The organism is Bacteroidota bacterium (assembly GCA_039714315.1).
Classification (GTDB): Bacteria; Bacteroidota; Bacteroidia; order Flavobacteriales; family JADGDT01; genus JADGDT01.
This window is the reverse complement of the sequence record JBDLJM010000040.1, coordinates 1-22874: the sequence shown is the minus strand read 5'-3', so window position 1 is coordinate 22874 and position 22874 is coordinate 1. Positions and strand designations below refer to the sequence as shown.

19 protein-coding genes and 1 tRNA gene are annotated in these 22874 nt (G+C 34.1%); 15 read left to right on the top strand and 5 right to left on the bottom strand.

Annotation, left to right across the window (positions count from 1 at the left end; translation table 11 throughout):
• Window positions 1-150: 150 nt before the first annotated feature.
• From ABFR62_06060 to ABFR62_06030, 7 genes are all read left to right on the top strand, one after another.
• Window positions 151-223, top strand: a tRNA-Gly gene (locus ABFR62_06060).
• 70 nt (window positions 224-293) lie between these two features.
• Window positions 294-743 (top strand): type I restriction enzyme HsdR N-terminal domain-containing protein, encoded by a 450-nt coding sequence (locus ABFR62_06055; GenBank protein ID MEN8137977.1) that lies wholly within the window; start codon window positions 294-296, stop codon window positions 741-743.
• Window positions 744-811: 68 nt separating this feature from the next.
• Window positions 812-2110, top strand: a complete 1299-nt coding sequence (locus ABFR62_06050) for an aspartate aminotransferase family protein (GenBank protein MEN8137976.1) — start codon at window positions 812-814, stop codon at window positions 2108-2110.
• Complete coding sequence (locus ABFR62_06045) at window positions 2110-3015, top strand: DUF6206 family protein (GenBank protein ID MEN8137975.1); 906 nt, start codon at window positions 2110-2112, stop codon at window positions 3013-3015. The genes ABFR62_06050 and ABFR62_06045 overlap by 1 nt, the downstream gene beginning before the upstream one ends.
• A gap of 81 nt (window positions 3016-3096) precedes the next feature.
• Window positions 3097-4416, top strand: a complete 1320-nt coding sequence (locus tag ABFR62_06040) for a C69 family dipeptidase (GenBank protein MEN8137974.1) — start codon at window positions 3097-3099, stop codon at window positions 4414-4416.
• Between the two features lie 190 nt (window positions 4417-4606).
• The gene (locus ABFR62_06035) at window positions 4607-6418 is read left to right on the top strand and encodes a DEAD/DEAH box helicase (protein MEN8137973.1); all 1812 of its coding nucleotides are present in this window, start codon (window positions 4607-4609) and stop codon (window positions 6416-6418) included.
• A 140-nt stretch (window positions 6419-6558) separates the two neighbouring features.
• Window positions 6559-6840 (top strand): hypothetical protein, encoded by a 282-nt coding sequence (locus tag ABFR62_06030; protein ID MEN8137972.1) that lies wholly within the window; start codon window positions 6559-6561, stop codon window positions 6838-6840.
• A gap of 38 nt (window positions 6841-6878) precedes the next feature.
• Here the strand turns inward: ABFR62_06030 and cmk are convergent, their stop codons facing one another.
• Window positions 6879-7568, bottom strand: coding sequence for a (d)CMP kinase (gene cmk / locus ABFR62_06025; GenBank protein ID MEN8137971.1), 690 nt, complete (start codon window positions 7566-7568; stop codon window positions 6879-6881).
• 154 nt (window positions 7569-7722) lie between these two features.
• On the opposite strand from cmk, the gene ABFR62_06020 reads away from it, so the two are divergent.
• Both ABFR62_06020 and ABFR62_06015 read left to right on the top strand, forming a co-directional pair.
• Entirely contained in the window at window positions 7723-8919 is a 1197-nt protein-coding gene (locus ABFR62_06020) for a helix-turn-helix domain-containing protein (protein ID MEN8137970.1), read from the top strand.
• 332 nt (window positions 8920-9251) lie between these two features.
• Complete coding sequence (locus ABFR62_06015; GenBank protein MEN8137969.1) at window positions 9252-9665, top strand: hypothetical protein; 414 nt, start codon at window positions 9252-9254, stop codon at window positions 9663-9665.
• 97 nt (window positions 9666-9762) lie between these two features.
• Here the strand turns inward: ABFR62_06015 and ABFR62_06010 are convergent, their stop codons facing one another.
• A complete protein-coding gene (locus ABFR62_06010; protein MEN8137968.1) occupies window positions 9763-10815 on the bottom strand; it encodes a VOC family protein in 1053 nt (350 codons plus the stop codon).
• Between the two features lie 15 nt (window positions 10816-10830).
• Window positions 10831-11625, bottom strand: a complete 795-nt coding sequence (locus ABFR62_06005) for an SDR family oxidoreductase (protein MEN8137967.1) — start codon at window positions 11623-11625, stop codon at window positions 10831-10833.
• A gap of 309 nt (window positions 11626-11934) precedes the next feature.
• On the opposite strand from ABFR62_06005, the gene ABFR62_06000 reads away from it, so the two are divergent.
• From ABFR62_06000 to ABFR62_05990, 3 genes are all read left to right on the top strand, one after another.
• Window positions 11935-13179 (top strand): pyridoxal phosphate-dependent aminotransferase family protein, encoded by a 1245-nt coding sequence (locus ABFR62_06000; GenBank protein MEN8137966.1) that lies wholly within the window; start codon window positions 11935-11937, stop codon window positions 13177-13179.
• A gap of 86 nt (window positions 13180-13265) precedes the next feature.
• Window positions 13266-13991, top strand: a complete 726-nt coding sequence (locus tag ABFR62_05995) for a phosphoadenylyl-sulfate reductase (GenBank protein MEN8137965.1) — start codon at window positions 13266-13268, stop codon at window positions 13989-13991.
• A gap of 24 nt (window positions 13992-14015) precedes the next feature.
• Complete coding sequence (locus ABFR62_05990) at window positions 14016-15347, top strand: pyridoxal-phosphate dependent enzyme (GenBank protein MEN8137964.1); 1332 nt, start codon at window positions 14016-14018, stop codon at window positions 15345-15347.
• A gap of 57 nt (window positions 15348-15404) precedes the next feature.
• Here the strand turns inward: ABFR62_05990 and porQ are convergent, their stop codons facing one another.
• Both porQ and lon read right to left on the bottom strand, forming a co-directional pair.
• Window positions 15405-16436, bottom strand: a complete 1032-nt coding sequence (porQ, locus tag ABFR62_05985) for a type IX secretion system protein PorQ (protein MEN8137963.1) — start codon at window positions 16434-16436, stop codon at window positions 15405-15407.
• Window positions 16437-16491: 55 nt separating this feature from the next.
• Window positions 16492-18954: an endopeptidase La gene (gene lon / locus ABFR62_05980; GenBank protein MEN8137962.1), complete on the bottom strand. Its 2463-nt coding sequence runs from the start codon at window positions 18952-18954 to the stop codon at window positions 16492-16494.
• A 479-nt stretch (window positions 18955-19433) separates the two neighbouring features.
• Between lon and ABFR62_05975 the strand changes: the two genes are divergently transcribed.
• From ABFR62_05975 to ABFR62_05965, 3 genes are all read left to right on the top strand, one after another.
• A complete protein-coding gene (locus tag ABFR62_05975; protein MEN8137961.1) occupies window positions 19434-21059 on the top strand; it encodes an ATP-binding cassette domain-containing protein in 1626 nt (541 codons plus the stop codon).
• Between the two features lie 310 nt (window positions 21060-21369).
• On the top strand, window positions 21370-21954 hold the full coding sequence (locus tag ABFR62_05970; protein MEN8137960.1) for an ACP phosphodiesterase: 585 nt from the start codon (window positions 21370-21372) through the stop codon (window positions 21952-21954).
• 498 nt (window positions 21955-22452) lie between these two features.
• Window positions 22453-22874 (top strand): SDR family NAD(P)-dependent oxidoreductase (locus ABFR62_05965; GenBank protein MEN8137959.1); only part of this gene is annotated, 422 nt, incomplete at its 3' end.

Below are 22874 nucleotides of genomic sequence, written 5' to 3'. Positions count from 1 at the left end.
GCAACGAGCTTTGTTTTTAGTGATACCACCAAATATCACTGAACAAAGCGAAGTAATCCTGCTCTCCCCACAAAGAAGAAAAAAGTATAAAGATAAAAGTGTTTTGTAGAGCACTTTGAACTTTAGACTTTAGACTTTAGACTTTAAAATGCGAGAGTAGCTCAGTTGGTAGAGCGTCAGCCTTCCAAGCTGAATGTCGCGAGTTCGAACCTCGTCTCTCGCTCAAATCTTTTTCTATTGACACCTAATAGAAATGTATTGGTATTCTTTTCTAATTATATCATCCGTACATAATGACTCAATTAAATCTTCCAAAATATAATCACAGATTAAAAAGGGAAGATAATACTGTGTATATATTCGATACTATTCGAAAAAAATATCTGGTTCTAACACCTGAAGAATGGGTTCGACAGAACTTTGTACATTTTCTGATTGAAGAAAAGGGCTATCCAAATTCGCATTTCAGTATAGAAAAGGGTATAAAAGTTTCAAATACTCAAAAGAGGGTTGATATCGTAGTCTATAATCGCGACAGACAAATAGAAGTGTTGGTAGAATGCAAAGCTCCGGAAGTAAAAATTACGCAAAACACTTTTGATCAGATTGCCCGATACAATATGACATTAGATGCTAAGTACCTCGTTGTTACTAATGGAATAAACCATTATTTTGCACAGCTGGATTATAAAAATAAAAAATATATTTTCCTGAAAGAACTTCCATCCTACCCTAATAAGTAAAGGCATTTTTAGACATAATAATTGTAGAAAATTTTCTATATATTACCCTGATATTATTCAAACAAATTATGGGTAAAAAAGAAAAAGCAATTTCCGATTTCAAAAATCACGTTTCTTCACAAAAAGTGAATTTCTATAAGAAATATAAAATGGATTTCGTTATGGGAAAACGTGAAAATATTTCTTCTGCTGATATTGACGACAATAAGGAACTTATAAACCTGCACTGTAATGGAGGTGTTTTTAATCTTGGTCACCGAAACCCCCAAATAATAGAGACTCTCACTGAAGCTCTAAGCAAATTCGATATTGGCAATCATCATTTTATTAGTACTGAAAGAGCAAAAACTGCTAAATTAATGTCAGAACTGATGCCAAGTGATTTAGACTATACAATCTTTGGAGTAAGCGGTGGTGAAGCTACTGATACAGCATTAAAGATTGCCAGAAGTTATACTAAAAAGCAAAAAATTATATCTGTCAAAGGTGGTTATCACGGACATACAGGACTCGCTTTGGCTACAGGAGATGAAAAATACAGAAAGCCTTTTGGCGAAGAATTACCGGGGTTTGAACAATGTACTTTTGGCGATATTGATGCACTTGAAAAATTAATAGACAGCAATACTGCTGCGATAATACTTGAAACCATTCCTGCAACTTTAGGTATGCCAATACCAACTGATGAGTACATGAGCTCCATACGCAAATCGTGTGACGAAAATAATATACTCTTAATTCTTGATGAAGTTCAAAGTGGATTGGGTAGAACAGGAAAAATGTGGGGATTCGAACACTATGATATTGTTCCCGATATTGTAATATTAGGAAAAGGGCTTTCAGGAGGAATCTACCCTATATCGGCAACTGTTATAAGAAAGTCTTTAGAAAGTGTTTTCCACGATGATCCCTTTATCCATATTTCAACCTATGGAGGTTCTGAACTTGGGAGTATTGTGATGAGAAAAGTGTTGGAAATGTCTTCAGATCCTGATTTTCTAAGCCATGTGAATGAAATGGCATATGTATTCAAAACTAAAATCGACAGTTTAATAGAAAAGCACTCAGGCTTTTTGGTTAAACTAAGACAAAAAGGATTGATGATGGGATTAGAACTAAAAGATGAAATAAGCGGTCCTGCACTTACTAAAGCCGCCTACGATAATGGTTTGCTTATTATTTATGCAAATAATGACACTAAAGTATGTCAATTTTTACCTCCGCTAATTATTGAAGAAACCCAGATTGATGAAATAATCGAAAAACTGGATAAATCTCTTACCGATGCAAAAAAACTAATACCGCTGATTAAGGCTAAAAACGTGTTTGACAAATTTATCAATCCAATAAAACAACTATTCTCATAATGGATATTAATGAAATTTTACTGGAAGAATTTGAACTTGGATTGGATACTCAAAACCTCTCCCTATCTAAAATCCCGGCTGAATTAATTGCTTATGGAGAAATTTCAGCAATTTTTGAACTGCAAGATATGCCCGGAATTATTTTTAAAAGAATGCCCCTATTTTCAGACTTTGATGGTGCAAAAAAATATGAAAACAAATATAACCTGTATTGCCAATACCTAAGGAAGGCCGGTATTAACCTACCCGAAGAGAAAACAATTATTGTAAAAAAATCGGACAAATTAACTGTACTTTATATAGCTCAGAAAAAATGCAATTCCGACAGGCTTGGTAATAAAATCATTCATCAGTTTGACTCAAAAAACAACAAAGATTTTGTTGAAAGAATTGTAGATCATATCTATCAGGTATGGGAATATAACAGGAATAATAAGGAAATAGAATTAGCTATTGATTCTCAAATATCGAATTGGGTATTCTCGGAAAAAGACGGCAAAATCTACTACCTCGACACTTCTACTCCGCTTTTCAAAATAAAAAATGAAGAACAAATGGAGCCGGAATTAATTTTAGCCAGTGCTCCGTCCTTTGCCAGAGCAATAATTAGAAGGTTCTTTCTGGATGATGTTATGAACAGATATTACGATGAAAAAATGGTAAATATCGACTTGGTTGCCAACTTATATAAAGAACAAAAATCTGATCTAATCCCAACATTTTTGGAGATAATCAATCAAAAATCAGAAAAAAACATCAGCGAAAAAGAAATTTCAAACTACTATAAAGAGGATAAATTTATATGGCAATTATTCCTGTCAATGAGAAAGCTTGACAGATGGCTATACAAATTTGTGTACAAAAAGCAATACGAATTTATTTTACCGGGTAAGATTAAAAGATAATTTTGTTGCTAGTTGCATGTTTAAAAAACTGCAACCAGTAACCAGTAACCAGTAACCAGTAACCAGTAACCAGTAAAAACTATGTGTGATACCTTTGTAGCCCTGCCATCAGCAACCACAGACAATAGCGTAATACTGGCTAAAAACAGCGACAGAGAAGCCAATGAAATGCAATCGTTGGAGTACTTTGAAGCTGCCACATATAAAACCGGTGATAAATTAAAATGCACATATATTGAAATTGATCAGGTTGAAAAAACAAATGCCATACTAATAAGCAGACCATTTTGGATGTGGGGAGCAGAAATGGGCAGTAACGAAAAAGGAGTAGCTATCGGCAACGAAGCTATTTGGACCAAAATGCCTGTTCACAAAGGTAATGACAGACTTTTAGGAATGGATTTACTGCGTTTAGCTCTTGAAAGAGCCAATACTGCAAAAGAGGCCATGGATGTAATTTGTAATTTAATTGAGAGATATGGTCAGGGAGGAATAGCCGGATACAAAGACAAAAGCATGGCTTATCACAACAGTTTTTTAATAGCCGACAAAAAAGAAGCATGGGTATTGGAAACCGCTGATAATTTATGGGTTGCAAAAAAAGTTAAACACTACTACTCTATCTCCAATGGTTCAACTATTACCGAAGATTACGATTTGGCCCACCCTGAGCTAATATCTACTGCAATAAAAAAAGGCTGGCATAAAAAAGGTGACACATTCAATTTTTCCAAATCTTACTCCGACTGGTTTTTTACAACATTTTCAGGATCAAAAAAACGTCAAAATCAAACTCAATGCCATTTGGAAGATAGATTAACAGAGATTAATGTTTCTTCTGCGATTAAAGCACTGCAGTCTCACTACAAAAAAGACTATTCACCTAATTCACACTTACTAGGTAATTCAATCTGTGCTCATGCCGGTAATTCACTTACAAGAAATGCTACACAAACCACCGGATCTATGGTAGCACACCTCAATGATAAGCCAACTTTTTGGTTTACTGCAACAGCATCTGCCTGTACAAGTATCTTTAAGCCTGTTTGGTTCGTGGAGTCAGTTTTAACGGAACTGGGAACGGCGAAATCAACCTTTGACAATAAAAATTACTGGTGGAAAAATGAGCTTTTACACCGTACTATTATAAAGGATTACAAACACCGAAAAGCAATTATTGCAGAAGAAATAAAAGAATATCAATCATCAATAATTGAATCATCAATGAAACTAATGAAGGATGATAAATTTGATTTCTCAAAACGAATCTTCGAAGAATCACTTGAAAAAATCGATAAGTGGTATAAAACTGTAAAACAAAGCAATATTAAAAATAGTTCAAACCTTTATTACAGTAATTATTGGAAAAAACTAAACAAAGAGGCTAAAATCGATATTTAAACTAAATTCAACAAATAACAACGTAAATCCTCTAACAGCATACACCTCTGATTTACTGCACATTAACCTCGTTCATCTAATAAAACATTAACTTCAGCCTTTATTTTCATTAAATCACTGTCGAATAAAGTCAATATCATTAATTATCACTACTTTTGCACGCAATTTTTTAACAAGTTAATATAAATTAATGGTTACATTCGAGAGTTTCGGCTTAAACGAAGCCGTATTGAAGGGAATCAAAGATTTGGGCTTTGAACAGCCTTCTCCAATTCAGGAAAAGGTTATTCCATATATTTTGGAAAACAGAACAGACATGGTCGGTCTGGCCCAAACAGGAACTGGTAAAACCGCAGCATTTGGTTTACCAATGATTCAACAAATAGACGCACAGTCTAAAACAACGCAAGCACTTATTTTAGCTCCAACAAGAGAGCTTTGCTTGCAAATTACATCCGAACTTAAACTATATTCTGCAAATGTAAAAGGCATGAATGTAGTAGCAGTTTACGGAGGTGCTAATATCACAGCACAAGCCAAAGATGTAAAAAGGGGAGCACAGGTAATTGTTGCAACTCCGGGACGTTTAAATGATATGATAAGAAGAAGACTTGTCGATTTATCAAACGTTGATATCAGCATATTAGATGAGGCTGATGAAATGCTAAACATGGGATTTATCGATGAGATAGATACTATTTTAGACCAAACTCCAGAGACAAAACAAACTTGGTTATTCTCTGCTACGATGCCTAAAGAGGTAGAGAATATTTCTAAGAAATATATGACTGAACCTTTCCGTATTACTGTAGGTAATAAAAATGAAGGTGCCAATACAGTTACTCACAACTATTACGTAGTAAATCAAAGAGACAGATATCTTGCCTTAAAAAGATTAGTTGATGCCCATCCTGAAATTTATGGAGTTGTTTTCTGTAGAACTAAAGCAGAAACACAGATGGTAGCAGAAAGACTAATCGAAGACGGATATAATGCAGCTTCGCTACACGGTGATTTATCACAGACTCAACGTGATTCGGTAATGAAAGCTTATAGAACACGTCAAATACAAATGCTTGTAGCTACTGATGTTGCTGCCCGCGGTATTGACGTAAAAGATATAACTCACGTTATAAACTACAATCTTCCGGACGAAATTGAAATTTACAACCACCGTAGTGGTAGAACAGGTCGTGCCGGAAAAACAGGTACTTCTATATCTATAGTTACTCCAAGAGATCAGCATAGAATAAAATCTATTGAGAGAACTATTAAGAAAAAATTCATCAAGGAAAATGTTCCTACAGGGATGGAAATCTGCGAAAGTCAGCTTTTCAACCTTGTAAAAAAAGTACAGACAGTTTCTATCGATGAAGAACAAATTTCACAATACCTTCCAAAAGTTTATGAGGAACTTGGAGGTATGACGAGAGATGAACTTTTGGTAAGATTTATTTCTATTGAGTTTAACCGTTTCTTGGATTACTACAAAAATGCCCGCGACATTAACTCGTCAAGTAAAAGTGAGGGACGTGGAGCAAACTTGAAACGTATGTTCATAAACCTTGGAACTTACGATGGTTTTGAATGGAATACTCTTAAAGACTATCTGAAAGATAAAACAGGATTAAGCCGTGACGATCTTTCCAAAGTTGATGTAATGGGTAAATTCTCTTTCTTTACCGTTTTATCTGAAAACACTCAACAGGTTATTGATGCTTTCCAGTTTATAGAACACGATGGAAGAAATATTTCTGTTGAAATATCTGACAAGCCTGATAAAAACACCGGAGGAAACCGACGTGGTGGCAGAGATCGCCGAAGAGGTGGTGGTGACAGAGACAGAAATAGATCAAACTATTCTCATGGTCATAGGTCAGATAAAAGATCTGACAAAAGATCTGACAAAAGGTCGTCTGACAACAGAAATAGCGATAACAGCAATAGAGATGGTGGTTCTTCTTTTAAAAAGAAATTTGCAAGAAGATCAGATAGAAGTTAAAAATTATATCTCTTAAAAATATAAAACCTATTCATTACGATGAATAGGTTTTTTTTATACATTTATAATAATGATATCGAATATTATTTGATTTGTCTCAATACAATATTACGTCAGAAATAACCTTTATTTTACAAATTATGGCAGGAGAAGGCTCAATGCTTCACATGATAAAAACATTAAGGGCAAATAAAAATTTACTAAAAGACAGAAATTCTATATTTTCAAAAGATAGAACTACTAAATCCAACAAACCCAGGAAAAACAAATGGACTTTTAATATACTCACTCCGAAACAAAAACTTGAAGCTAAAAAACGAGGAAAAAACAGAGCTTATAAAAATATCAGAACTGAACTTTATGCTTTATTTACCATTGTTATTAGCCTGAGCCTATTTGTGTGGTGGATATTTTATTCATAAAAAAAGACCGAAGTATCGGTCTTTATCTTTATATGGTATTAGTTCATTTTACTTTTAACTATTTCCAAAATTTCTTCAAACTGTTCCTCTCTGGTCTTTTCGCCATTATCATATTCTATGGCATCTTTAGCTTTTACCAGTGGAGATTCTATTCGCGTTGTATCCAAATGATCGCGTTCTTCTACATTTTTAAGCACTTCCTCAAAAGTAACATTCTCATCACCTTTCGACTTTAATTCATCAAAACGCCTTTTAGCTCTAACTTCGGCAGAAGCTGTCATAAATAATTTCACTTCAGCATCAGGAAAAACAACTGTACCTATATCCCTGCCATCAAGAACAACCCCTTTATTTCTTCCCATTATTTGCTGTTGGGCAACCATTGCTCTACGTACTTCAGGAACAGTGGCCACAACACTTACCTTATTAGAAACACGCATATCCCTAATCTTAGCCTCCACATTTTCACCATTCAAATTCACCTCTCCATATCCAAGCTGAGGATTATACACAAAATTAATCTCAATTTTATCTAAATCAGCTATTAAAAGATTACGGAAAAAGTCTTCATCATCGAAAATTTTACTCTCTAATGCATATAAAGTTACCGCACGATACATCGCACCGGTATCAATATAAGAATACCCTAATTCCTTCGCCAACTCCTTTGCTATAGTACTCTTTCCTGTTGATGAATACCCATCTATCGCAACCGTAATTTTTCCCATCATCTAATTTTAATAGCTGCAAATTTAGACATAATACAAACTAATACCACAATGTTTATTACATATATTTAAAAGCAATTTATCAATATTGATTGATAAATATTATTAATATATTGCCATAATATTTATTATAAGCACATCTAACTTAATTTTAATGACGCCCTTATTATACATAGGTATTTCTCAATCATTATTTGCCGTATTACTACTTTTAATAAAAAAGAATCGATTTGTTTACGATATTGTTTTAGCAGCATGGCTATTTATGATATCCCTTCAGCTTTTCTCTGTTTTAATAGGATTAGAATACAATCTTCAGGAGAACAGATGGATGATGATGCTGAAGATGATACCTTTTACCTATGGCCCGTTTCTATACATTTATTCAAAGATGTTGGTGTTATCTAAACCAGTTTTTAGATGGAAGTATTTACTCCACTTCATCCCATTTATCTTAGCATCACTCTATTACCTGTTCATAGCATCCCGAACGAATGTTATTGAAGAGTTAAACAGAAGTTTTTTAGGTGGTGATTTATCGATATCACACATTATATATGCTACTCTATTAATTATTTCTATAGTATATTATGTTGTTAGAATATTAGTGTTATTGACTATTCACCGGAAAAAAATTCACAACCACTTTTCGTACGAATCACAAAAAAACAACCTGAACTGGCTTAAAACTATTGCCATAATTTTCGCAATTATTTATCCTACTTCTGTACTGGCAAGAATTCTTAACCTTGTTGCTGATCACGAAATCTTTAGCCCAATAATTTTTCCTGTTATTGGCTTTACGTTTTTTGCATACGCTCTGAGTATATTTGGATTCCAACAGGAATCAATTTTTATAAGTCCCAGTTTTGCACGCCTACAAAGCAGAAAAGAACGCTTAGCTTTGATAAATATTGAAGAAGATGATGATGTGGCTATAGAAGAAGAAACTCCTAATAAAAAGTATGAAAAATCGGGATTAAAACCTGAAACATACTCCGAATACGAGGAAAAAATTATTAATTACATGAAATCTGAAAAACCATATTTGGACAGCTCATTTTCTATTCAGAAAATGTCTGAAAAACTATCAATACAAAAGTTTTACATCACCCAGGTTTTAAATGAATCATTGAATAAAAATTTCTACACATTTGTAAATGAATACAGAATTGAAGAAGTAAAAAATATGATAAAAAGTGGTGATGATAATAAATATACTCTTTTATCACTGGCATTTGATTCGGGCTTCAACTCAAAAACTTCGTTTAATACCACATTTAAGAAGTATACAGGAAAAACCCCTTCCCAATACAGAAAAGAGGTTTTGGGCAGTAATAATAAGGTTTAAGCATATGCAAGTTGGGTATAACCCAGTATTTCTTTAAATCAGATAGGTCTGTGTTTGATCTGGATACAAAAGGAGAATATTGAAAAAATAAAAATTCATTTGGAAGAGTTCGGCTTATGCCGGACTCATTTTTTTGATAACTATATTGAGACATGCATCTTTATCACACTGACTCCCAGTCTTTTTAATTATAATTGAGATGTATTGCAAAATACTGGCATGCTTTTTGTTTTCTTAACAAACAGGAAGGTTTCTTGAGATATACTAAACCGTTTGATATAATTAGTGTCAAATTATCAAGAAATAATTAATAATAGTTAAAACCACGCATTATGAAAAATCGCAATATTTTATTTACAATCGCATTTACTTTATTATTTAGTTTTTCATCATTTGGAGGAAATAAAAAAACTAAAATTAAGAAAAGATTTTTTCAACAGAAAGAACAGATAGAAAGAGGTATTAGAAAAGGTTCTATCACCAGGCAAGAAGCAAAAAAATTATTTAAACAACAAAAACATATTAAGAAATCAATCCGAATTGCAAAATCTGATGGTTTTGTCACTAAAAGGGAAAGGATGAGAATTCACAATATGCAAAACAGAGCTTCAAATAGTATTTACGCAATGAAACATAATAATAAGCGAAGAGGTAGAAGAGGAAACTATAACGAAAATATAATTTCATATAAATATCTAAACAATAAAGCCCGTTCGCAAAAAATAGTATTAAGTATTCATATATAATTTGAGTTATAAATAATAAATGCACCTGACTACATCTAATCAGGTGCATTTTTATTTAAAAACATAGAATCATTCTAAAGCATTTCCTATATAAAAATCAATCCTTAACTCTTGCCAAACCAAGAGCTTTTATCATAATTTTTGGCAGAGATTTAGACGGATTTCTCTTAGTTAAATCCATATTTAATCCAACTTTTTTAAGAATAGGCACTTTATGTGTCTCCACAAATTCTATCAGCGTACCGTCATTATCTTCTATATAGGCAAATCTACCTGCAGCATTTTCCATTTCAAAACTGTTGTTACTATCTACAGTAAATGGATATCCGGCCAATTCACATGATTTTTTCAGTTTTTCCATTCCGTTAATATCAAAACATAAATGAATAAAACCCTCATCGCCCCAATACCTGCCTTCGAATATCTTAGCGGGTTCTCTATCCAAACTTTCAATAAGTTCTATCTGGGTTGACCCCAATAAATCACTAAAGGCCCCTACCCTGTTTTCCGAATGACGAAGAAGCACTCTGCGAAAGTTTCCATCACCACCTGAAATTGAGCTGAGATCCTCAAATGATCCTTTTTCATCGTAAACAACTTCATCGTATCCTAAAATATCCGAATATAGTTTTAGGGACTCGTTAATATCAGACACTCCTATTATAGCCCCAAGAACACCTCCGTTAACATGCTTTCCTTTTGAGAACCAATCCAAACCCTCCTCTACCTCAAATATATTTCCATGAGGATCTTTCGCAAAGAAATGTTTTAACCCTACCGGATTTTTTACCAAATCACTTATAAGATTAAGATCATGCTCTTTAAAATATTTAAAAGCAAGCTCAACATCCTTACTCTTAATTTTGGTGATATTTATACCAAGATCTCCTAACTTAAGTTCAAACCCGGCTTTTTCAGGCACTCTGTCTGTGTATTGCCAAATCTCGAATCCACCACCACCCTGCATGTTCAATGCTAAAACGGCATGTCGGTTTCTGGCTTTCCCTCCCATATATTTATACATCAATCCCGCTTCTGCAACTTCGTTAAATACCGGCACATCAACTCCAAATGCCTTTCTATACCATTTCCATGTTTCAGGAGTATCGGGGTTTCCAATACCTATTTGTTGAATTCCACTAATTATCATCCTAACTATTGTTTTTTATGTAGCTTTTATTTTTGATACAATTCTATAATATATAAATGGAAAAAATCTTCTGATATTCAGCATGAAAAGTTCTTTCCTTACAACTAAGATTTCTTTCTTTTTATTTATTAAACCTATGAATATTTTATCGGCAGCGTCCTCTGCACTTATTCCGTGATCCTGTCCTACATCCATTTTCCCATAAGTACTTCCATCAGCAACTAAAGCCTGAACGGATATATTAGTTTTTATTCTCCCTGGAATAATTATACTAATACTAATTCCTCTATCCTGAGTCTCGGCTCTCAGAGTATCGAAAAATCCCTGCAAGGCATGTTTTGAAGCAGAATATGCCGACCTGAGAGGAAAACCAAATTTCCCTACAACACTTGTAACAACTGCAATTTGACCACTCTTACGTTCCAACATATACGGCAATACCTCTTTGGTTAGTGCAATCGTTCCAAAAAAGTTAACTTCCATAAGTTTCCTGTCAACTTCCAAAGAAGTTTCTTCAACAAGAGACCTCTGGCTTATTCCTCCATTATTGACCAATAGATCAATTCTGCCGAACTTTGCAATTACTCTATCTACTACCTGAGGAAATGCTGACTGATCAGTCAAATCAAGAGTTTCTACCAATACTTTACAGTTAGCTGATTCTATTTCTGCCTTCAGTATCTGTAATTCTAATGTGTTTCTTGAAGACAAAACAATATTAGCCCCTTCTACAGAAAATTTCTTGGCCAATTCCCTCCCAATTCCGGATGATGCACCGGTAATCCAAACTGTCTTATTCTTATAGTTCAATTTTCTAAAATTAGATTAAACTTAATTTTACCAAGATAAAACTTTTGTTTCTATTTCAATCACAATAATATTATGCAAAATAGCAGATTGCACCTATATCTCTACAAATCCAAATGCATGCCTTTGTATTTCAGATGTTTACAAAAAAGGTTCCGTCAAAACGTACACTCAAAAATTAGTTCTAACCACTTGGATTGAATTCAATTCTTGTTTTTATTGGGTTAATTTGCTTTTGTTCACTTCCTTCTATATTATTTACAGAAATAGTGGACTATGAACTATTATACTTAATACTAAAAAAATTACCAAATGGATATTTTCAAAAAACTAACTGAGAAAAAAACTGCTCTTGGACAATACCAAAATCAGGCAGATGGATATTATACCTTTCCAAAACTTGAGGGAGAAATTCACCCACATATGATCTTCAACGGAAAGAAAGTTTTAACATGGAGTCTGAATAACTACCTTGGACTTGCAAACCACCCGGAGGTTAGAAAGGCAGATACACAAGGTACTGCAGATTGGGGCTTAGCTTACCCGATGGGAGCTCGAATAATGACCGGACAAACAAGTCTTCACCAACAGCTTGAACGCGAATTAGCCGATTATTCTTCCAGAGAATCTGCTTATCTGTTGAACTATGGATATCAGGGAATAATGTCGATAATTGATACCCTAGTTGACAGAAAAGATATTATTGTTTACGATTCAGAAGATCACGCTTCTATTCTCGACGGTGTTAGATTACACATGGGTAAAAGATTTGTTTACTCTCACAACGACATGGAAAGTTTGCAAACACAGCTTGGTCATGCCGAAAAATTAGCCGAAAAAACAGGCGGAGGAATACTTGTTATAACTGAAGGAGTATTTGGAATGTCGGGCGACCTTGGAAAACTTGATGAAATAGTTGCATTAAAAGAAAAATTCAACTTCAGACTTGTAATTGACGATGCTCACGGCTTTGGTACAATGGGAGCAACAGGTGCAGGTACCGATGAACATTTTGGAGTACAGGATGGAGTAGACTTATATTTTGGTACATTTGCAAAATCAATGGCCAGTATTGGTGCTTTTGTATCGGGATCGAAAGATATTATCGATGTATTGAGATACAACATGAGGTCTCAGATCTTTGCTAAATCATTACCAATGCCACTGGTTGTCGGTGCTTTAAAGAGATTAGAACTAATAAGAAAAGATACGGTTCAGAAAGATAAACTTTGGAAAAATGTTAGAGCTCTTCAAAATGGTTTAAGAGAAAAAGGATTTGATTTAGGAAATTCTAATTCACCGGTAACTCCGGTATTTTTCAAAGGAGAAGTTGGTGAGGCTACAAACGTACTGATGGATCTAAGAGAAAATTACGGGATTTTCTGCTCGATTGTAGTTTATCCTGTAGTTCCAAAAGGTGTTATCATGCTTAGACTTATACCTACTGCAGATCACACTATTGCTGATGTTGATCGTACGATTTCCGCTTTTGCAGAAGTTCATGAAAAATTAACATCAGGAAAATATGAAAGTGAATTGACATCAATGACTCTTTAATGTTAATTAATTTTTTCATTATATTCTTCAGGTAATACCTTGGGAATATTGAAATACAAAAATTCACTATTAAGAGTATAATGTTGATGAATATTACAAAAGAAAATATGATAATTAGCAAAAGGGATTTAAAAAAATTAAATGAAAAATTTGAGAAAGCGAGTCCGGAAGAAATTCTGGATTTTGCTATTAAAAATTTATGCCCTGATTTAGCTACGATCACATCATTTCAAATTTCAGGTATCGTAATTTTACATATGTTTAAGAAGCTGGGATACGACCCAAAAGTTTATTTTATTGATACGGGTTATCACTTTAAAGAAACACTTGAACAAAGGGATAATATTGCCGACTTTTTACAGATTAATGTAGAAACTATTAAACCGACCATCAAAAAGACAGATTTTGAAAAAAAGTATGGAAAAAATCTTTCTCAGGATGACCCGGATACATGTTGCAACATTAATAAAGTAGTCCCTCAAAAAAGACTTATTGAAGACAGTAATATTCATCATTGGATATCCGGAATTAGAAAAGATCAAAGCGATACAAGAAATGACTACTCAGTATTTATGATGGACTCGAATAACAAAATTAGGATCCATCCTCTGATTAACTGGACAAAAAAAGAAACCTGGAACTATATTATAAAAAATAACATTCCTTATAATAAGTTATATGACAGGGGCTATAACTCTATTGGTTGTGAACCTTGTACAAATCCCAGTACAAATAGTAATGACGAACGTTCCGGAAGATGGGAGAATTCGCAAAAAACAGAATGTGGTTTGCATTTGAGTTTAAAAAATTAATAAAACATAATTGAACAGAAAAATATGTCAAGTAACAAATTTCACCTGGAATGTAGATCATGTAACCATATAATTGACGATTTAGGTATATGGTTTAAACACTTTCAGGAATGTCCGTCCTGTGGAAACAAATGGGTTGATGTAAAGTATTCCAGAGATATTTCGGAAGTAAAAAAACTCATAGAAGTTGAAGATAACGATGCAAAAAGCTTATTTAATTACTTCGACTTTTTACCTCTGAATAATAAAGAAAATATTATAACAGACGGTGAAGGTGTAATACCCGTGGAGAGATGGAGTTTTTTAGAAGAATTTGCTAAAAAATTCTACAATAAAGATTTAAAGGTTAATGTTTACAGAAACGATCTTAACCCGGGAACCGGAACTTTTAAAGATGTAGCAGCTTCAGTTTCTGCCAGTGCTTTGAAAGAGCACGGAATAAAGCAATATGTAGTTGCCAGTACCGGAAATATCGCTTCCGCATTCTCTCATTATCTGGCCAAAGCAGGAATTAATCTTGCTGTTTTTGTTCCGGAAAATGCTTTAAAAGCAAATGTAGCAGAAGTAAGTGCACATGGGCAAAAAATATTTAGGGTAAAGGGTGATTATGCAATGGCTAAAAAAGTAGCTGCAGATTATGCTAAAAAGAATGGTATATTAATGTCGGGAGGTAATACCGATCCTCTAAGAGTTGAGGCTAAAAAAACAATGGTTTTTGAATGGCTGAGACAATGTGGAGAACTTCCTGATGTTTACATTCAGGCTTTAAGTGGTGGTACAGGTCCTATAGCTATTGATAAAGCTGTTAAAGACATTAAAGGAATTTACAACGTTAAGAGCCCGAGATATATTATGGTTCAACCTTCGGGCTGTGATCCTATGACTCAGGGATGGGAAAAAGCAAAATCGCTTAACTTCCCTGAAGGATGGCTTCAGGATTACCCTATTTTTGAAAATCCAAAAACAGAAATACCAACACTGGCAACCGGGAACCCGGCTACCTACCCTATCATTGCTACTTTAGTTAAAGACAGCGATGGTGAAATTATCACTTTTGACGAAAGTTTGATGAAAGATATTGCAAGAATTGCAGCATTCGAAATGGGTATTAAAATTGGACCTGCATCAACTGCCGCTCTGGGAGGCTTCTTTGAAGCACTTAATAAAGGAATCCTGAGAGATGGTGAATCAGTGTTAATCAATATTGGAGAAGGTATGAACAGAGCTCCACAACTTGTTGAACAGATGGTTTACACATCTGAGCTTGTTAGTTCGGCTGACGAATGTAAGGTTCCTAACAGAGAAGATTACAGAGGTAAAATATGGAGAAATATTGTTCCTGAACTGGTTCATTAAAAATAGCTTCAACTATTTTTTTTTTAAAGGTCAGCTAATTATAGCTGGCCTTTTATATTAGAATTCATCTAAGTCGGTAACTATACTAAAGTGATTTGTACCACCTGCAGGGTGATAAAGTGACCTGCCATAATTAATTCTGAACTTCTTAACTTTCATTCCAAATCCAAACGAAAAACCGCCAAAATATTTATAATTAGCCAACCTCATCTCTGCTGCCCGGCGGAAATTATAAGAGCCTCTTACCGAAAAATTCCTCTTTGGAAACAGCTCTGCACCAATAACAACATGACGTACCGCTTTATTCAGAATTGAAACTTCCTCTTCAATCTCTTCTCCTTCCAGACTTGAAGTTGAAAAAGAGGGATTGGAAAACGACAGATCTAATTTTTGCAGATTTTCAAAGGTTACAGACCACTGCAATGGTAAATGTTCCAATACCTGTGATATTCCAAATTGAATTTCAAAAGGTAATTTTTCATTCTCCTTATCATGCCCCGAATAAGCCTTTAACTGCATCCCGGCATTTCGCAGCACCAGTGCAAGCATCATATCTTTCTCAGGCATGAAATAAGTAACACCTAAATCTACTGCCGCACCATAGGAATTCCAACTATCCAGAACAGAGTTAATAATTTTAGCATTAGCACCTACTGTCCATGAAGAATCTATCTGATATGAATAACCAACATTCAAGGCCAATTCATTTGCGGAAAATTGTCCTTCTTCTTCCCCGTATTCTGTCGCCTTAATAAACTTCCCGTAATCTACAAAAGTTACTCCGGCAACAAATGTTCCAAGACTGTCGAAAGAATGCGCATATGCTACAGATCCGTAATTAACATCCGAAAAATAGTCTACATAGTTAAATGCTAATTTGCCATCCATTCCTGAATTTATTAAGGCAGGATTCCATGTGGCAAAATTAACATCATCATCTTTTACAGAAATGACTTTACCGCCTAAAGAAGCCTGTCTTGCAGAAGACACAAGATTTAAAAATTGGTAGGTTGCCTTTCCTCCTATTTGAGCAACAGAAAACAAAGGCAATATCAATAGTATATATAAAAGTCTTGTTTGGTTTAGCATGCGTCCAAAATAGTAAAAAATAAGGGGTGAATTTAAATTCACCCCTTAAAAATAATTATTTTTTTATTTCTGCTTTCGGTAACAGGTTTTTAGGATTTTTCACCTTTTGTTTTGTTACCGCTACATCAATAACATCCTTCATATCAGAAACATAATGAAATATTAATCCTTTCACATATCTTTCTTCAATTTCATCAATATCCTTTCTATTATCCTCACAAAGTATTAATTCTTTGATGTTTGCTCTTTTGGCAGCCAGGATTTTTTCTTTTATTCCACCAACAGGAAGTACTTTTCCTCGTAAAGTAATTTCTCCCGTCATAGCAAGTTTCGACTTTATCTTACGCTGAGTAAATAATGAAACTAACGAAGTGAGCATTGTAATTCCGGCAGAAGGGCCATCTTTTGGAGTAGCTCCCTCAGGAACGTGAATATGAACATTCCATTTTTTCAATATTTCAGGATTAATACCAAACTCCTCGAAATTTGATTTAATATATTCTAAAGCAATCTTAGCAGATTCCTGCATAACCTTACCCAGGTTACCAGTCATTGTTAAACTTCCATTACCCGGAGTTAATATCGATTCTATAAACAATATATCTCCGCCTACAGAAGTCCATGCCAAGCCTGTAACTACTCCTGCCACATCATTGCCCTGATATTTATCTCTTTCCAAACGTGGAGCACCAAGAATATTCACTATTTCATCATTATCAAGCTTCACATTGTACTCCTCTTCCATAGCAATGTGCTTAGCTATTTTTCTAATAACTTTAGCTATTTTTTTATCTAAGCCCCTTACTCCTGATTCTCTGGTATATCCTTCTACGATTTTCTCAAGTTGCTTCTTAGCAATTGAAAGGTGTTTACTTTCCAATCCATGTTCTTTCAATTGTTTTGGAAGCAAATGACGCTTTCCTATCTCAACTTTCTCCTCAATTGTATAACCGGAAATATCGATTATCTCCATACGATCGCGTAAAGCCGGCTGAATTGTACTCAAACTGTTTGCAGTAGCAATGAAAAGTACATTAGACAAATCGTAACCCATCTCCAGGAAATTGTCATAAAACTCAAAGTTTTGTTCCGGATCCAATACCTCCAACATAGCCGATGAAGGATCACCACTATGACTTGATGATAATTTATCTATTTCATCTAAAACAAATACAGGATTTGAAGTCCCCGCCTTTTTTAGAGATTGAACAATACGCCCCGGCATTGCACCAATATATGTTTTTCTGTGCCCTCTGATCTCTGCTTCATCTCTAAGTCCGCCTAAAGACACTCTTACATACTTACGGTTTAGCGCTTCAGCTACTGAACGCCCCAATGATGTTTTACCAACTCCCGGAGGTCCGTAAAGACAAATTATAGGCGATTTCATATCACCTTTTATCTTTAGAACAGCAAGATGCTCAATAATACGTTCTTTTACTTTCTCTAAACCATAATGGTCTTTATCAAGAACTTTTTTTGCATTTTTTAGATCAAAATCATCCTTCGAATATTCCTGCCAAGGCAAATCTAAAAGAAGATCCAGGTAATTTCTTTGAACAGAATATTCTGCAACCTGAGGGTTCATCCTCTGTAACTTTCCAAGCTCTTTTTCAAAAACCTCAGCAACTTCTTCCGACCATTTTTTAGTTTTGGCCTTTTGACGCATTTCTTCTAATTCTTCCTCATACGAAACACCTCCAAGCTCTTCCTGGATAGTTTTCATTTGCTGATGAAGAAAATATTCGCGTTGTTGCTGATCTATATCTGTTTTAACCTTAGACTGAATATCGTTCTTCAACTCTAATTTTTGAAGTTCCAGAGTTAAATGCTTTAAGCCTTTTAACGCTCTCTCCTTCAAATCGTTTGTTTCCAATAAATCTTGCTTCTCATGAACATCGAGATTCATGTTCGATGAAATAAAGTTTATCAAAAATGGAATACTTTCAATATTCTTAATAGCAAAAGTCGCCTCTGTTGGGATATTTGGATTTTCTTTTATTATCTGTACAGATAAATCTTTCAGAGAATCAACTACGGCTTTAAATTCCTGATCTTCAGAGTACTCTCTCTGCTCGTGAATAGCTGTCACTTTAGCCTTTAAATAAGGGTCAGTTTCAATAAACTCATTTACTTCGAAACGCTTTTTCCCTTGTAAAATTACAGTAGTATTACCATCAGGCATCTTGAAAACTCTGATAATCTTAGCTACTGTTCCTATTCTGTTTAAATCTTCGGGATTGGGATTTTCAGTATCAACATCCTTCTGGGATACAACCCCAATAGTTTTATCCCCGCTATTAGCGTCCTGAATCAGTTTTATCGATTTATCACGTCCGGCGGTGATTGGAATTACAACCCCGGGAAAAAGAACCGTATTCCTTAAAGGTAATATCGGAAGAATCTCCGGTAACTCCTCATTGTGCAACTCCTCTTCATCTTCAGGGGTCATTAACGGAATAAAATCCGTATCCTCATCCATTATATGTTGCAATGAAAGATTATCTATATTCATCATACTATTATATTCTTTGTTAAATAAGACACTATGTCATGACTAATCATCAGATATTGAAAAAGTGTCATAAAAATCAGCAAAATATTAGCTTTCTAATATTCTCAATATTTATAGGCAAGTGTCGTGCCACAGTTTTTTTTAATTGAGCCCGCGAAATTAAGAAATAAGAATGAATATTCAAGATTTTGCCTATAGCAATAACTACTTTAACTTATACGTTACTATGAACATAAGAATTATAAAGGGCTAAAACAATAAATAAATGCTTATTTCTTCAAACTATGTAAAGCAATTTGGTCCGTTTTTTCAACATATTTAACCGTAGATGACCCTACAAATGACACATAATTGATTTTCAAGGACATACAATCCTGTATTTAATATATTTTCATCAATTATTTTTCTACTTTTGCACGTCGTTTTTCATATCAGAAAAACAATAATAATAAAGTTGAAAATTCATAAATAATAAATAGCTAATGTTAACAGTATCAAACTTATCTGTTCAATTCGGAAAAAGAGTTTTGTTCGACCACGTAAATATCAAATTTACCCAAGGCAATTGTTATGGTGTAATTGGTGCAAACGGTTCTGGTAAATCTACTTTTCTTAAAATTCTAGCTGGAGATATTGACCCTACCAGTGGACATGTTTCTCTTGAAAAAGGAAAACGTATGTCTGTTCTGCAACAGGATCACTTCGCTTTTGACGAACATCCCGTTCTTGAAACTGTACTTATGGGCAATAAGATAATGTACGATCTTAAAGCTAAGATGGATGCTATTTACATGAAAGAAGATTTCTCTGAGGAAGATGGTATAAAAGCCGGAGAACTTGGAGTAGATTACGAAGAAATGGGCGGATGGAATGCCGAAAGTGATGCAGGATCTCTTCTTTCTTCTGTTGGTATTACCAGTGATGACCATTACACATTAATGAAAGATATGACCGGTACTGCTAAAATTCGAGTATTACTTGCACAGGCACTTTTTGGTAATCCTGATGTACTAATCCTCGATGAGCCTACCAACCACCTTGATGTGGAAACAATCACCTGGTTAGAAAACTTCTTGGCAGATTATGAAAACACCGTAATTGTTGTATCTCACGACAGACACTTTTTGGATGCAGTAAGTACTAATATTGTAGATATTGATTTTGCAAAATTAAACTTGTTTACCGGTAACTACACCTTCTGGTACGAGTCTAGTCAATTAGCATCAAGGCAAAGAGCACAACAGGATAAGAAAACAGAAGATAAACGTAAAGAACTACAATCATTTATAGAACGTTTCTCTGCAAATGCTTCAAAATCTAAACAAGCCACTTCTCGTAAAAAACTTTTAGAGAAACTTAATGTTGATGATATCAAGCCTTCGAGTCGTAGATATCCTGCAATTATTTTCAATCAGGAAAGAGAAGCCGGAGACCAGATTTTAAATATTAATAATCTTTCTAAAACAATTGAAGGAGTTACTCTTTTCAAAAATGTTGATATAAACCTTGGCAGAGGTGAAAAAGTTGCAGTTATCTCTAAAAACCCTCTTGCCATGACGGCTTTCTATCAAATTATTAATGGAGAGTTAGAAGCCGATAGTGGAGAGTACAAATGGGGTGTAACAACAACCAATACCTACCTGCCAAATGACAATAGCGAATTCTTTACAAATAATGATGATTCGCTTGTAGATTGGTTACGTCAGTTTGCTCAAACTAAAGAAGAAAAAGAAGAAGTTTATGTTCGTGGATTCCTGGGTAAAATGCTTTTCTCCGGAGAAGAAGCCCTTAAAAGTGTAAAAGTACTTTCGGGAGGAGAAAAAGTACGTTGTATGTTATCGAGAATGATGCTACTAAGAGGAAATGTTCTTTGTCTTGACGAACCGACAAACCACTTGGATTTGGAATCAATTACCGCTTTCAACAACTCCCTGATGAAGTTTACCGGTACTATATTATTTTCAACCCACGATCACCAGTTTAAAGAAACTGTTGCCAATAGAGTTATAGAACTTACTCCTAATGGAATTATTGACCGTCATATGACATACGATCACTATCTACAGGATCCAAAGGTTAAGGAACTTAGAAAAAGTATGTATAAATAGGAAGTCTTAGATTAAACATTTTATAATCCTGAGTTTTAATAAAAACTCAGGATTACTCTTTCATCTTTTATCTTTACTCTTTCCTGCCTGACTGTGTCACGCAGGCAGGTATCTTTACTATTTACTCTTTTATCTTTTATCTTTTATCTTTACTCTTTCCTGCCTGACTGTGTCACGCAGGCAGGTATCTTTACTCTTTTATCTTTACTCTTTCCTGCCTGACTGTGTCACGCAGGCAGGTATCTTTACTCTTTTATCTTTACTCTTTTATCTTTTATCTTTACTCTTTAACTCTTTCAACTTAAACAAAATGAATTTCCTAGCACACGCATTCCTATCATTCAACAATCCGGAAATTATGGTTGGAAATTTTATTGGAGATTTTGTAAAAGGAAGTAATATTCATCACCTGCCAGCAGAAATACAGAAAGGCGTAACTCTACACAGAAAAATAGACTCCTATACCGACAAACACGAAACTTTCAAAAAAAGTGTGTTTAGAATATCTTCTGAATACGGGAAATATCGTTTTGTAATAGCAGACATGTTTTACGATCACTTTCTTGCAAAAAACTGGGATAAATTCCATGAAACAGAGCTATTAAACTATACTGAAGAAGTATATGAAACTCTATATAGTTTCTCTGAATATTTACCGGACGATTTCATATTTGCCCTGAAGTACATGAAAAACGGAAACTGGCTTTATAATTATCAACATTTGGAAAAAATAGAACAGTACCTTGGAGGTATAACAAGAAGAAGTAAATATGCTGATGCTCTTGAAAAATCTATTTATGACCTAAAAGGTGATTATACTGAATTTGAGAATGATTTCAACATTTTCTTACCACAAGTAATTTCTTACTCAAAAAACGAGATAAACATATCTTGATTTATTTAAATCTGCTCCCATATTTTCATTAAATCCTGATAATAAACTAATTAAATATTTTTTCTTTAGATCTTTTGAAGTATTTTTCTTACCTTGCGTGTAGCGGCAAGTATCCTCTTTTGACAATTTGCACATTTTATTAACAAGTTATTAACAAAATATTTTTAAAGCCATGAATGATTTAATAGAAGATATCATCGTTAAAGTAGTAAACATAGGTATGGTTATATTATTTGCATACTTCGTTGTTATGTTTTTTAAATTCTTATAATGGCTGATATAATATAAAAATTCAAGTTCGTTCATTTAGTTCATGTTTTATGAACTAAGAAAGGCTGCAGTTTTCTGTAGCCTTTTTCTATAAACATAAGTATTGTATTCAATGATTTTTTTGTATTGCTATAGGATATAAGCATTAATGCGAATGCAATTCTATCATCGAATTCTGGCTGTACTTCTTAAAGATAATTCGTATATTACTCTTCAAAATAGAGTAATATGAAAAAAAACATCAGTCTAAAATCCAGAAACAAAACTGCTATCGTTACAGGTGCATCCAGAGGAATTGGAAAAGCCATCTCAAAGGTTTTTGCTAAAAAAGGTTACAACTTAGTATTAATTTCCAGGACTAAGGAAACATTAAAAGATCTTAAATCTGAACTCAAGAAATACGATAATAAAATATTGATTATTCCTGCTGATATTACAAAGGGAAACGAAGTTAAAAGCATATACAAAGAAGTATTTGCCAATTTTGCCAAAGTAGATGTACTTGTAAATAATGCCGGTAATGGTATTTTTAAACCGATTGAGGCAATCACAACCAAAGACTGGGATACTGTAATGAACCTGAATGTAAAAGGTACTTTTTTAATGACTAAAGAATTGATTAAACACTTTAAGGAAGCAAAAGAAGGTTT